The sequence below is a fragment of the Parabacteroides distasonis genome, assembly GCF_004793765.1.
Lineage (GTDB): Bacteria > Bacteroidota > Bacteroidia > Bacteroidales > Tannerellaceae > Parabacteroides > Parabacteroides distasonis_A.
In genome coordinates, this window is sequence record NZ_SRYM01000011.1 from 1 (window position 1) to 13,805 (window position 13,805).

The window sequence follows — 13,805 nt, forward strand, 5'->3', positions numbered from 1 at the left end:
CACGACTGAATATTAACTTTAGCCATTATGCTGCTTAATTTTGATTAGTTACTTATCTATTATAATTGTAATATAATAGTAAGGTGTAAATTTGTTAACTGTAGAAGTCTTTAGAACTTCATCTATACTTTTTAGATAAAAAATGTTGATACCTAAAACTATTCATCAAATTTGGTCATCTTGTAATAAACCATTGCCAAAGGCCTTTGTTGATCTAGCAAATACATGGAAAGAATTCCATCCGGATTGGCAATATATCTTTTGGGATGACCAAAAGATGACCGCTTTTATGCAACGATATTATCCTGATTATGTGAATTTTTACAATCGGTTTGCATACGACGTGCAACGTTGGGATGTCATACGTTACTTGATACTTTATCAAGTGGGTGGTTTATATGTGGATTTTGATACGGAATGTTTAGCCAATATCGAGGCTTTGTTGACTGCGGACTGTTGTTTTGGGACAGATACGAAAGATAATATAATTTATGCCCCGTTGGTGAAAAACGCTTACTTGAACAATACATACATAGCTTCGGTACCCAAGCATCCTTTCCTTAAATCCGTGATCGACCATGTTTTTAACTCTGATCAGATGTATGTTAAAGAAGAAAATAAGTTGCTGCAAGTATTGCGAACGAGTGGAGCTTTAATGTTATCTGATGTGTATAACCAATATGCATTCAAAGAACAAATTCATGTTATTCCGGCAGAGGATCTAGCTCCATTCTCTTTATTGGAGGCACATGCTATTTTAGCGGGAGAGGAAAAAGATGAATGGAATGAGCGTTTGCAAAAAGCATCGGCTGTTCATTTTTTTGTTGGATCGTGGGGGTATTGTAAATAAAATGAAATGCATGGAAAATTGTAACTTGAAAGAGTTGATTGATAATAAATTATCTTATTTGATAATTAATAGTAGTTTTGTAGAAGATTGCGGGTTGTTTCATGGTCGAATGGGATTTGTCTTGTTTTTTGCTCATTTAGCTCGTACTTCTCAGAATCCTTTGTATGAAAATTTCTCGGAAAAATTATTAATGGAAATTTTTGAGGGGTTACATAAAGAATCTTCAATTAGTTTAGAATCTGGGTTATGTGGTATAGGTTGGGGTGTTGAATATCTTGTTCAAAATGGTTTGATGAAAGGAAATACGGACGAGATATTGAAAGATGTGGATACTCGTGTTATGGAATATGACCCAAGGCGGATGGTGAATAAGGATTTCCGAAGGGGGTTAGCAGGTGTGTTGATTTATGTTATGGCTCGCTTGTCTTCTCCTAGAGGAAATAGGCAACGGCCTTTTGATGATGAATATTTGCAAGTTTTAAGAGAAGTTGTGGAGGATTGGGATGTCAATTCTATAAAAGAAATGCCTGTAACATTGGTACGAGATTTTATATTATTGTTGAATGGAAGAACGGTTAATTCCGTGAGTTTTTCGTATTTATTTTCTTCTGTCATTTCGCCTCAAAAGGAGTTGTCTTCCTCTGATGAGACTTTTTTTATAAATGGCTTGGAATATTGTTGGAGATGTCTGGAGGATTTGGAAAAGTTTTTTCTTCCGATATTTGTAAGGAATGATATATTTTCCGCAAATAAAAGAATTTACCTGATAAGTAATGAGAGTCGTTCTTCTCGTTATGGTATAGGTACATATATAAACCAAGTTACAGAGGCTTTAGTAGATGCTGAGGTCAGAGTTACAGTAATTTTATTAGAATCGAGGAAAACAAACTCTTTTTGTATAGAAAGTCATCAAGGTATACAATATTTGTATATAGGAGAACCTTTAGCTTTTAATAAAAAAATATCTTGGCAATTACGACAAAGGTTATATGCTGAAAATATAACTATGTTACTGTCTTCCGTTGTCTTGCAAACAGAAAGGCCAATATTCTTTTTAAATCATGTCAATTTCGTGGATTTAGCGAAAGAATTACGACAATATTATGTGAATGCTAAAATTGTTGGCGTTGTTCATTATATGGAGTGGAGTTTTAATTTATTGGGTGATCGCACTAAGTTAAAAGAAATCTTAAATAGCGGTGATACGAATAATTCAATTCGTAAAGGATTTGACGATAGTCTCCATTTCTTTCATTATTGTGATCAAGTAGTCTCTATTGCTAGACATTCATATAATTTTTTATTAGAGGATTGTAAAATCCCAGTTGATAAATTGGAATTAATACCTCATGGTATAAAGGATCAAATGCCAGATATAAAAGATAAATCTTTGTTGAGGAAAAAATATGGTTTTGAAGACGATGAGGTACTGATTGTTTTTGCGGGCCGCGTAGATCCAATAAAAGGTATAGATTTGTTATCGAGAGCATTTTCAGAGTTATGTGGTAAATATGAAAATATACGTCTTTTGATTGCGGGAGAAGGGGCATATGATCTGATTCAAAAGCAATCATTGTTTTGTAGTAAAAAAATATCATTATTGGGATTTGTTGATAAAAAATCATTGTATGAGCTGTTTTATATTTCCAATATAGGCGTACTTCCTTCTTTGTATGAGGATTTTGGTTATGTAGCTATTGAAATGATGATGAATGAGCTTCCTTTAATTGTAGGTAACAAAAGTGGATTAGAAGAAATTGTTGTGAATGGGAAAAATGGTTGGGTGGTTCCTTTTGAGCGAGATATTAAATGTACGGAAGGAAATACTTTACTTTTAAGAACTTATATAGAACGAATGATTCTTTCTTCTTCTGACACATTACTTATGGGACAAGAAAGTCGCAATCGTTTTCTTCTCTATTATGAATTATCTAGTTTTAAGCAGCTGCTAATGGAGCGGATAATACAGGGAAAATAAGAACAGGCCGTAAGGTCGTTTTTTAATAATAGGTTTTATAATTAAAAATTTTAAATTAATGAAAACTATTCGAAATCTGAAACTTAGGGAAATTGTTCATCAAGAACTGAACATCTCTGAGATGAAGCAGTTAACCGGAGGTGTGAACGATGGTATCATGCTTTTGGCGTATGGCTGTTACAACTATGTTTGTACAAACAGTCGGGACACTAGTGCAAATGAATGTACTACTGCTAAGTGTGTGAATGTATCATGCAGCTCCGGAGCTTGATAAATCAAGCTAGTTTGAAGTATCTAGAAGATTTTTCTAGATACTTCTTTTAGACTATAGAATTTGAAGAAGTAGGTAGATTTATTTATATGTATATGGAAAATAGGATCATCGTATTCAATCATTATTATAGACTTAAGCATGATTTAAAGAGGACATATTTATATTCAAAGAAAAGAATAGAATATCTGCAATCTAAAGTGCCTGTAGATACGCTCTGGCTTACTAAAATACATCCGATATACGCAATGCTTTTTTCTTTAGCTTCTGAACCAATAGAATTGAAAGAGTATATTGCGGCTGTTGCGGATTTTCTAGAGGTAAGTTCTTTAGAGGCAGAAAGTTTGGTGCTCCCATTTTTAGATAGAGATGAGCCTTTCTATAGTGAATATGGGAATGTCGTTAGTCAATTCCCCCGTAATTTGATTATTAACGCAGAGAACCTTTTAGATGAGATTACTTTATATTCTCCATTGGATTTTTGCTATCAAGAGTTGGACATGAAAACTGAAAGAGCATTGTTCGCTCCTCAAACAATGGTAATTATGCCGAATAATAATTGTACAACTGATTGTGCGTATTGTTATGCGGATCGATCAATCCATCCTCAACAGATGGATTTTAAATATGTAAAAGCTATTGTGGAAGAATGTAAACATTTGAAAATGATGGATATAAGTATTACCGGTGGTGATATTTTCTTATACAGACATTGGAAAGAATTATTGGAGCTATTAAATGTCAATGGTTTTGGGGGCGGTTTATTATCAACTAAAACTCCTTTGAATCAAGATCATGTTGATTTTTTGAAGAAATATTCTCCTCGTTTACAATTCTCTTTGGACTCAATAGATCCGATTGTTTGTGAAAAATTGATAGGAATGAATCCTGTCTATTTGAATAAGGTAAAGAAAACATTTGAGATTTTTGAACATTCAAAATTTCCATTTAAAGTAGCGACTGTACTGACGAATTTAAATGGAGAGGTTAAATATTTAACAGAATTATACGATTTTCTTAGTAATTTCGATACTTTAGAAGAGTGGGAGATTCGTTTGGCTAGTAAGTCCTTATACAGTAAGAAAAATTTTGATGAACTAAATATTTCTAAAGATAAGATGCAAGAACTTAATGCTTGGATTGAAAGTATTCGTCCTATTTCGAAAATCAAGATGATTTGGGATACTTCTGACGTAGAGCGTTATTTTAAAAGTTCAAACGGTAGTAAGGGCTTTTTAGGAGCAAGGTGTTCTGCTAATTTTTCTAATATTATGGTTTTGCCAAATGGAAAGGTTACGATATGTGAACAATTGTATTGGAATCCTTATTATATAATAGGTGACTTGACGCAACAATCTATCGTTGAAGTTTGGAATTCGCCAAAGGCATTAAAATTGGCATTTCCTAAACGTGAAGATTTTAGAGATGCAAGTCCTTGTAAATCATGTAAGATATTTGAGGAGTGCTATGCTTTTCCTAATCGATGTATTGTTGATGTATTAAAAGGGTATGGATTAGATAATAAGGATTTTCCTGATCCTAGATGTGTTAATGCTCCTCGTCAAATATCAGTCTTAATTCCACAATAACAAATAATATGAAACAGCAATTAGTTGGTTTAGCCTTTTGTAGTATATTATTACTGCAAGGTTGTATTGAAAAGAAAAACGAAGCAAAGTTTGATGAGGCTCCATCTATCTGTCCAGTTGATTTGAAATCAGAATCTCCAAAAGAAAGTATTGATAGATTTCTGGCCGGTATGGAGATCCAGTTGTTGCCGTTGGAATCAGGTGATGATATCTTGTTTAAAGGTTCTGGTTCTACCATTCATTTGGATGGTGATGATATCTTTCTTTTGGATGCCTCGCAACAGACTATCTTTCGTTTTGGGCGAGATGGCAAGTTCAAAAACAAGATATTCCGTAAGGGGCAAGGAGCGGAGGAATATAACGTGTTGTTTAATATAGCCCTGTCCGACAACAAAATTTACGGATTGGATAATATGAAAATTCAGCTGTATGACTATGAGGGGCATTATATTAAAACTATTCCTTTGAAAAATAATGGTCGTCAGATAGCTGTCACAAAAGATGGTACGATAGCTGTTGCTTCCAATTATATCCAACCTTATCAGCTTACCGTATACCACCCGGATGGAACGGTCTTTGAGTACCTGCCTAGCAATAAGAACTTATTGAAACAGCAAATCTCCCAGTCTACCTACCATTCATTGAAAAGATATGGCGATCGGATCTTGTTGACAAATTATTTTGATCCATCCATCTATCAGTTGGAAGATACCGTGTCTGTCTTCGCCACGCTTGACTTCAAAGGCATGAATATCCCTTCCGATATGTTTAGTGGTACGGATGAGGAGATAGCCAACCGATTCCGTGAATACCGCGAGGGAGACAAGGCCATTCTTTCATTCGATCGCTTGACCGTTACAGACGACTGGGTTGTGTTTGCGCCTTCTTTGATCTGGGATCCATGTGTGGTTTATTATAATCGAAAGTCGGATACTTATCTTTTGAATAAGAACTGGGGGCAACCTTATGATCTGTTCTTCGGAGGCTACAGGGCACCGGACGGATATGATGAGAAGAGCGGGGAGTTTTACCAACTGGTCAATGCCGTAGAGCTGAAAGAGGTCGTAGAAGAAATCGCTAAAAAAAAACCGAATTATCAGGATGACTATCCATTCTTAAAGAACGTAGATGTATCTCAAATAGATGATAATACGAATGATTGGATTGTATTCTTTAAATTGCAGTCTTAGAGAATATAATAAACTTATATGGGGAATATATGTGAATGTATTCCCCTTTGATTTGAAATGGATGGATTAATAATAACCGTCATAGTATGATTCCTAAAATAATACATCAAATATGGTCTTCTGCAGAGGAGTTTCCTAAAAGTTATAAAGCCTTAATTGAGACATGGAGACGTGATTACCCTGATTGGAAATATATTCTTTGGGATGATGATCGTATAATTGAGTTTATGGAAAACTATTATCCTCAATATATAGATTTGTTTAATGGGTTTCCATATAATATTCAACGATGTGATGCGATTCGCTATTTGTTCTTGTTCCAAATGGGAGGAATGTACATTGATTTAGATTACGAATCATTACAATCTATCGAACCATTAATATCTGGAAAGACTTGTTGTTTTTCGGAAGAACATGAATATTCAGAAGGAATGAAAAAAAAATGTGGCCATTCGGTTTCTCATTATTTTAATAATGCTATGATTTTATCAACTCCAAAGCATTGGTTTTTGAAAAAGGTGATAGATTCTATCTTTGAGCATCCTGTGAAAATTGATAACGCTGATCCGTTTAATTGTATATTACAAACTACAGGGCCTTGGCTGTTATATCAAAAGAAGAACAAATGGAAGTTTATATAATGCCTAGAAAATATGTGACTCCATTTACGGGATATCAAGTCCGACGTTTATTGCTAGAAAATGAAGAAAGTCAGGAATTAGACAATTGTTTAAAAGATGCTTATGCTGTACATTACTTTTTCAATTCATGGGTGAAAGATATAAAGAATGATGTTTAGTATGTTCCCTATATATCGTCAACCGGACTCGATGGACTGTGGTCCAACCTGTCTTCGCATGATCGCTAAGTATTATGGACGGGCTTATTCTTTGCAGAGTTTACGGGAGAAGGCTTTTATCACCCGGGAGGGGGTCTCTATGCTGGGCATTAGTGAAGCGGCGGAGAGTATAGGTTTCCGTACACAGGGAGTGAGAATCGCTTTGGAGGAGCTGGAAAGCGAATGTCTGTTGCCTTGTATATTGCATTGGAACCAGAATCATTTTGTGATTTGTCATAAAATCAAGAAGGGACGGTTTTATATAGCCGATCCTGCCGCCGGGCTTGTTTCTTATACGAGAGAGGAGTTTAAACGGTGCTGGGTGAGTACGAAGGTGGACGGGAAGGATACCGGAGCGGCACTTTTGTTGGAGCCAAAACCGGAGTTTTATGATTCGGAGGGGGAAGCGGAGGCTGGGAAACGTAGCCTCGGTTTCTTTTTTCGTTATCTTTCGCCTTATCGTCGGGAGGTGATACAGCTGGGATTGGGGATGTGTACGGCAAGTATCTTACAGCTTATCCTGCCGTTTCTTACGCAGAGCTTGGTGGATACGGGTATTCGGGATAATAATCTTAGCTTTATCACTCTCGTGCTTATTGCGCAGCTGGTGGTCTTTGTCGCTAAGCTGTCTGTCGATTTTATCCGTAGCTGGATCTTGTTGCATGTCAATACTCGCGTTAATATCGCGTTGATTTCTGATTTTCTCGCTAAGTTGACTCGTTTGCCACTCCGTTTCTTCGACACGAAGATGGTGGGCGATATTATGCAGCGTATTGGTGATCACGACAGAATTGAAGTGTTTATGACCGGAACCTCGCTCAATACACTTTTCTCGTTCATGAATTTTATCGTGTTCGGTTTTGTACTGGCCTATTATGACTGGGTGATACTGGGACTTTTCTTGCTGGGGAATGGCTTGTATGTAGCTTGGGTATTGGCTTTTATGCGCTGGAGGCGGGAATTGGATGTGAAGCGTTTTTCTTTGTCGGCCGGTGAGCAGAGCAACCTCTTCCAGCTTATCACTGGAATGCAGGAGATCAAATTGAATAATAGCGAGACCCGAATGCGATGGAAATGGGAGCGAATACAAGTGAGACTCTTCAAAATAGGGATAAAAGGGTTGGCGTTGCAGCAGTACCAGCAGATGGGGGCGGTTTTCTTTAGCCAGACAACAAATATACTGATCTCTTTTATCGCTGCCCGGGCGGTGGTACAAGGAGATATGACATTGGGTATGATGATGTCGGTTACTTATATAGTAGGACAATTGATGTCACCGATCGAACAGTTTATTAGTTTTTCTCGGGCGTTTCAAGATGCGAAAATCAGTTTGGAACGTCTTGCTGAGATCCATGGGAAGGAGGATGAGGAGCTGCTGGGAGGTGACCGGTTGAACACTTTACCCGATGATCGAACAATCCGGTTGGAAGATGTGTGTTTTAGTTATGATGGTGCTGATAGGGATTACGTTTTGGAGCATATCGATTTGACGATACCGCATAATAAAGTGACCGCTATCGTGGGGGCTAGCGGGAGCGGGAAGACAACGATCGTTAAATTGTTGCTCGGTTTCTATGAGCCAAATAAGGGGGACGTGCGGATTGGAGATACTTCGCTCCGCAATTTGAATCCGCGTGTGTGGAGGGCAAAGACTGGATCTGTTATGCAGGATGGTTTTATCTTCTCGGATACGATTGCGAACAATATCGCCGTCGGAGAAGAGGTGGTGGACAAGAGCCGTTTACTGCATGCTGTTGAGGTGGCTAATATACGGGAATTTATAGACTCTCTTCCTTTGGGATATAATACGAAGATCGGCTTGGAAGGGAATGGGCTAAGCCAAGGGCAGCGACAGCGAATCTTGATCGCCCGTGCGGTGTATAAGAATCCGGATTTTATTTTCTTGGATGAGGCTACGAATGCATTGGACGCAAATAACGAACGGGAGATTATGGCACAGTTGCATGCCTTTTATGAAGGACGTACGGTGGTAGTGGTAGCGCATCGGTTGAGTACGGTGCGTGATGCAGATAAGATTGTGGTATTGGACAGGGGGCGTATCGTGGAAGAAGGAACGCATGAGGAACTGACGGCTTTGCGAGGGGTTTATTATCGATTGGTGAGAAACCAATTGGAGTTAGGTAATTAGCGGACGGTTGATCGTTGATGGTGATGGAGAGAAATTCTGGAAAGAATATAGAATTGCGTAGCGAGGAGGTGCAGGAAGTGATGGGGCAAGTTCCGGATTGGATTGTCCGTTGGGGAATCTCGCTGCTGTTTCTTGTGGTCGTGGCGTTATTGACAGGGAGTTGTTTTTTCAAATACCCTGACGTGATAGTGGCGGAGATGACATTGACGGGGCAACATCCAGCGGTGGCGATAATGACTCGCTCGGAAGGGAAGCTACAGGAATTGCTTATCAAAAATAATAGTGCGGTGAAAGAGGGTGATTGGCTGGCGATCATGGAGAATCATGCGAATACGGAGGATGTAGTGTATTTGGCTAAGGCTTTGGAACGATTTGAAGTGGATGTGGATAGCCTTGACAAGGCTTTATCGCAATATAAGGAACTGTCGTTAGGAGATATGCAGGCTGCTTACTCGGGGTTTCTGTCGGCCCTCCATGCTTGTGTCAATTATAGGGCTATTGGTTATTATTCGCAAAAGAAGGCCTCCATTCATAAACAAATTGCTTTGTATAGGGCTTACTATAATGAGATCGAGCGGCAGCTACAGACCCTTTTGGAACAATACGCCTTGGCAGAACAGCAATACGCACGGGATTCTTTATTGTATAGCCAATCCGTGATTTCCTCTTATGAACACGAGACTGCTCGGGCTTCTATGCTGCAAAGCCGCTATTCTCTAGAAGGTGCGGTAGCCTCGGTCGAGAATTTCAAAATAAGGATTGGAGAGCAAGAACAAGTATTATTGGATCTGACATTGGAGCAGAACGAAAAAGAATTTATGTTGCGACAGGACTTGCAGACAGCTAGGGAACAATTGCTGAACAGTATACATGAGTGGAGGTTGCGCTATTGTTTGATTACGCCGGTTGAGGGTATTGTGACTTTCACGAAATACTGGAATGATAATCAGTATATCTCATCCGGAGAGATCGCTTTTACTATCGTGCCACAGAGCGAGGGGCGACTGGTGGGAAAGGTACAGGTACCGATAGTGCGCTCTGGAAAGGTTAAGAGAGGACAGCGGGTGATTGTCCGTTTTTCTAATTTCCCGGATCAGGAGTTCGGTGTGGTAAGCGGCGTGGTATCGAATATTTCGTTGGTTCCTTCCGATGAATACTATACGGCAGACATCCATTTTCCTAAAGGGCTGAGAACTAATTACGGTATCGACTTGCCTGTTTCTCAAGAGATGCGGGCTACCGCAGAGATCGTTACCGAGGAGTTACGCTTGATAGAGCGTTTTTTCCTTCCGATTAAGCGGATCGTGAAGGAGGGATTTTAAGTGCTACTTGAAATCATACATACTTATATTGTTTCGGTAAAAAGGAATATCTATCTTTGTTCATCATTAGTTATCTAAACAATCATCGCTATGAACCAGACAATTTATCCTATCGGTATACAGAACATTGAGAAGATCCGTAAAGACGGTTTTCTATATATTGATAAGACTGTTTTGATTTATCAGTTGGTCTTCTGTGACCCGTAACATCGAGCGATGGTTGGTAAAATAGCATTTCTGATAAGTAATCGTAGGGTGCTTTTATGGTGTGATTCGATTTGTTGTCAATAACCGGTAACGAACTGTGAGTGTAACAATATATTAAGTATATGAACTGGAAACAAATACTTTTTTGGTCTCTTTCGGCAGCCGCTATCTTTTATTATCTCCTGCTTTTTGGGGTATTTTTGTTTGTGGGGCAAGAAGAGATGCAATTGTTTATTCCTGAGTGGTGGTTCATATGGGAGTCTTTGTGGCAACCGGGTGGTTTTTGTGATGTCGCCGGACAATGGATCATCCAATATTATCGGCAACCTATGTTGGCGGTGGTCTTCCATTCTGTTTTGTTGGTAAGTAGTGGAATGATGATCGATAAGCTCTTGCGCAGTTTTTCGGATAAGAGCTACCTTTCGTTTCTTTCTTTACTGCCGGTACTGTATCTGTTGAAGATGAGCGTACATGGGGAATATTTGGTGGATGGGACAGTCGGTATTGTCTTGATGCTTTTGGCTTTGTTGTCTTCGCTGAACATACGGCGGGTGAGATTTATCATTGGGTATGGCTTGTTCTCTACGCTCTTTTTGTGCGGGTTGACCGGACTTCTTTCGGTTTATTTCGCATTTTTATATACGTTGTTTGCCCTCCTTCGCTACCCAACTCTACGGCAAAGATGGGCGGCCACTGCTTGTTTGATCCCGGCTGTTTTCATTTACCTGTTTAGCGGATGGTTGGATATTCCCGTGCCTTTGTATGAGGGATGGAGGCCGGAATCCTATTTGGAGATCCAGCGATTGCCTTATTATTATATGTATCGAGTGTGGACGTTCTTTACCTTTGCGATAGTCGGTGTGAGCTTATTCGCCCGCATTGTGTTGCGGTTTGACGGAAAGAATAAATGGATCGATCGGGGCGCTTTTGCCGTTTGCTTGCTCTCTATGTCGCTAGTTGTTGGGTTTTGCCTGCCGGAATCTTGGCATGTACAACGCATGATGCTAGACGAGCTTTCGTTCTTGGCCCGGGAGAAGCGGTGGGATACCATTGTTGATAAATACCGGGGAAAACAGATCCATGATTATGTTAGTTTAAACTATTTGAACATGTCATTGGCCCAAAAAGGCGAGTTGGCCGACCGAATGTTTACGTTCGATCAAAAAGGAACGAAAAGTTTGTGTGCCGATTGGAATCAGACCTTCTATATGGATCGCTTATTGAGCGATGTCCATTTCTTTGTTGGTGATGTCTCCCTATCCGAGAGCTTTGCGATGGATGGATTTACGCAATCCAAACGTAAGGGAAGTGCCCGTTTGATGCAACGTTTCGTGCAAGTCTGCCTGATCCGGGGTGAGATGGGGTTGGCCCGGAAATACCTGGACTTACTGGTAACCATGCCATTCTATAAAGATTGGGCGAAACGTTATGCCTCCTACTTGGCCAACCCGGAATCGATGTACGAAGAGCCGGAGCTGAGAGGCAAGCGTATCCGAATAGAGAAAAGGGATCGACTGAGCCTATCTGTTCCCGCCGATTCTTTGTGGAGCGGATACGATCTGCCGGATAATCGGATTGGTTGGGAATATCGGGGATGTTATTATTTATTGGATAAGGATCTGGAGGCTTTCTCCCGGTTTTTGGAGGTGACACCTTGCTTGGACAGAGAGCGAATGCCTAGGCATTTTCAGGAAGCCGTATTGTTGCTGGCAGATAGGGATCGTACCGTACTGTCCGTTTATCCGATACAACCGGAGTTAGTCGAACGCTATCGATTGTTCAAGAGGTTCTTGCGACAATCCGGAATCCAGACTGATGTCTCTTTGATTCATCAGCAGTTTGGTGATACTTATTGGTTTTATTACTATTTCAAGATCTTTAAAGGAAAAGAACAATGAAGCGATTATCTATCTGTTGGATTATAGGTTGTTTTTTGGGACTTGTGGCTTGTAAACCGGAAGTTCCCGCACGGGCGGAACTGGGCGAAACGGACGTGTTTCCTGATTACAGGGAAGTTACTGTACCAGTCAATATGGCACCTCCCAATTTCAAGTTAGTAGATCAACAGTTACAGGGGATAACTCGGTTGAAAACTATGAATAGAGAGTTGATAATCGCAGCCGATCAGGGTACTTTCAACCTGCCGGAAACGGATTGGAAGGTCTTATCGCAGGACGCACAAGGAAAACAAATAGATGTGACGGTTTATTTTCGGGAACCTCAAAGTGATTGGAAACAAATGAGTTTCCCGATTTATGTGTCAAGAGATTCTGTTGACGCTTATTTGGTGTATCGCCGTATTTTCCCTGGATATCGGATGTGGAACGAGATGGGGATTTACCAACGATGTGTTGAAAACTATGTTGAAAAGTCTGTTCTTAATAACCAATCGACAAATAATAGTTGTATGAACTGCCATGCTTTTTGTGGGCGACAAGGCGAACGGATGCTTTTCCATCAACGAGGCTCTCACAATGGGACTTACCTCATTGATCATCGGCAGGTAAAGAAGATTGTGTTGGAACGGGACGGCAAGCCGGCTTCGTTTGTTTATCCATATTGGCATCCATCGGGTCGGTATGTCGCTTTCTCTACCAACGAGACCCACCAAGATTTCCATATTTCCGATAACAATAGGATTGAGGTATATGATGTGGAATCGGACGTGCTGATCTATGACACGGAGAAGGAGAGGGTGTTGAGTTCGCCTTTGTTGGCTTCCAAGGCATGTTACGAGACTTTTCCCGCTTTTACTCCAGATGGTAACTATCTGTTGTTTTGTTCGGCGGATTCTGTTTGTATGCCGGAAAACTATCGGGATGTCCGGTATAGCCTACTTCGGATCGCTTTTGATCCGGAAGACGGTTCGATTGGAACCCAAGTGGATACCTTGTATAATGCGAGGGAAGCGGGTCGGAGTGTTAAGTTCCCGAGAGTCTCCCCGGATGGAAAGCTGTTACTTTATACGGTGTCCGATTATGGCAATTTCTCTATTTGGCATAGGGATGCGGATTTGCATATGTTGGATCTATCTACTGGGGTAATCGATTCTTTGCCAGAAGTGAATAGCCCGGATGTAGAGAGCTATCACTCTTGGAGCGGCAATAGTCGTTGGTTTGTCTTTTCCAGTCGGCGGGATGATGGGCTTTTCACGCGCCCATACTTGGTGCATGTGGATGAACGGGGGCAGTGTGGCAAGCCTTTCCTGTTACCGCAAGTGTCTCCGGATTATTATGAGCGTTCCCTGTTCTCTTTTAATGTTCCGGAATTTATACAGACTCCGATTCTAATCTCGAAGGAAAGGTTGGTCAAGGCCTCGCGAAAAGAAGAGGTCATGACCATTAAACGTATCGAGGGCATCTAATTTTTCGCTTCTTTGTGCCGAAGGTATTTATAAAAGTCGTACTTTTG

At 40.1% G+C, this 13,805-nt stretch carries 10 protein-coding genes and 1 pseudogene; all 11 read left to right on the forward strand.

The window, feature by feature from the left end; translation table 11 throughout:
- The first annotated feature begins 142 nt into the window (after positions 1-142).
- The 11 genes and pseudogenes from E5342_RS05575 (at position 143) to E5342_RS05625 (ending at position 13,758) form a co-directional block, all read left to right on the forward strand.
- Entirely contained in the window at positions 143-850 is a 708-nt protein-coding gene (locus E5342_RS05575; protein WP_121736667.1) for a glycosyltransferase family 32 protein, read from the forward strand.
- Between the two features lie 10 nt (positions 851-860).
- Positions 861-2,828: a glycosyltransferase gene (locus E5342_RS05580; protein WP_160217500.1), complete on the forward strand. Its 1,968-nt coding sequence runs from the start codon at positions 861-863 to the stop codon at positions 2,826-2,828.
- A gap of 58 nt (positions 2,829-2,886) precedes the next feature.
- Complete coding sequence (locus E5342_RS05585) at positions 2,887-3,099, forward strand: hypothetical protein (protein ID WP_135958995.1); 213 nt, start codon at positions 2,887-2,889, stop codon at positions 3,097-3,099.
- 95 nt (positions 3,100-3,194) lie between these two features.
- Entirely contained in the window at positions 3,195-4,688 is a 1,494-nt protein-coding gene (locus E5342_RS05590; protein WP_168354458.1) for a radical SAM/SPASM domain-containing protein, read from the forward strand.
- An 8-nt stretch (positions 4,689-4,696) separates the two neighbouring features.
- Positions 4,697-5,878, forward strand: a complete 1,182-nt coding sequence (locus E5342_RS05595) for a 6-bladed beta-propeller (RefSeq protein ID WP_135958997.1) — start codon at positions 4,697-4,699, stop codon at positions 5,876-5,878.
- An 86-nt stretch (positions 5,879-5,964) separates the two neighbouring features.
- Positions 5,965-6,519, forward strand: a complete 555-nt coding sequence (locus E5342_RS05600; RefSeq protein WP_246867068.1) for a glycosyltransferase family 32 protein — start codon at positions 5,965-5,967, stop codon at positions 6,517-6,519.
- 150 nt (positions 6,520-6,669) lie between these two features.
- Positions 6,670-8,865: a peptidase domain-containing ABC transporter gene (locus E5342_RS05605; RefSeq protein WP_135959032.1), complete on the forward strand. Its 2,196-nt coding sequence runs from the start codon at positions 6,670-6,672 to the stop codon at positions 8,863-8,865.
- 23 nt (positions 8,866-8,888) lie between these two features.
- Entirely contained in the window at positions 8,889-10,187 is a 1,299-nt protein-coding gene (locus E5342_RS05610) for an HlyD family secretion protein (RefSeq protein WP_135958998.1), read from the forward strand.
- A gap of 90 nt (positions 10,188-10,277) precedes the next feature.
- Positions 10,278-10,379, forward strand: a pseudogene (locus tag E5342_RS05615) (AAA family ATPase); the annotation flags it as partial.
- 137 nt (positions 10,380-10,516) lie between these two features.
- Positions 10,517-12,292, forward strand: a complete 1,776-nt coding sequence (locus E5342_RS05620; RefSeq protein WP_135958999.1) for a DUF6057 family protein — start codon at positions 10,517-10,519, stop codon at positions 12,290-12,292.
- Positions 12,289-13,758: a TolB family protein gene (locus E5342_RS05625; RefSeq protein WP_135959000.1), complete on the forward strand. Its 1,470-nt coding sequence runs from the start codon at positions 12,289-12,291 to the stop codon at positions 13,756-13,758. The genes E5342_RS05620 and E5342_RS05625 overlap by 4 nt, the downstream gene beginning before the upstream one ends.
- Positions 13,759-13,805: the final 47 nt, after the last annotated feature.

Bases quoted from the DNA above. Each gene is read 5' to 3' on its own strand.
- E5342_RS05590 (WP_168354458.1), top strand. From the start codon at position 3,195: ATGGAAAATAGGATCATCGTATTCAATCATTATTATAGACTTAAGCAT.
- E5342_RS05625 (WP_135959000.1), top strand. From the start codon at position 12,289: ATGAAGCGATTATCTATCTGTTGGATTATAGGTTGTTTTTTGGGACTT.
- E5342_RS05620 (WP_135958999.1), top strand. From the start codon at position 10,517: ATGAACTGGAAACAAATACTTTTTTGGTCTCTTTCGGCAGCCGCTATC.
- E5342_RS05595 (WP_135958997.1), top strand. From the start codon at position 4,697: ATGAAACAGCAATTAGTTGGTTTAGCCTTTTGTAGTATATTATTACTG.
- E5342_RS05580 (WP_160217500.1), top strand. From the start codon at position 861: ATGGAAAATTGTAACTTGAAAGAGTTGATTGATAATAAATTATCTTAT.
- E5342_RS05585 (WP_135958995.1), top strand. From the start codon at position 2,887: ATGAAAACTATTCGAAATCTGAAACTTAGGGAAATTGTTCATCAAGAA.
- E5342_RS05605 (WP_135959032.1), top strand. From the start codon at position 6,670: ATGTTTAGTATGTTCCCTATATATCGTCAACCGGACTCGATGGACTGT.
- E5342_RS05575 (WP_121736667.1), top strand. From the start codon at position 143: ATGTTGATACCTAAAACTATTCATCAAATTTGGTCATCTTGTAATAAA.
- E5342_RS05610 (WP_135958998.1), top strand. From the start codon at position 8,889: ATGGAGAGAAATTCTGGAAAGAATATAGAATTGCGTAGCGAGGAGGTG.
- E5342_RS05600 (WP_246867068.1), top strand. From the start codon at position 5,965: ATGATTCCTAAAATAATACATCAAATATGGTCTTCTGCAGAGGAGTTT.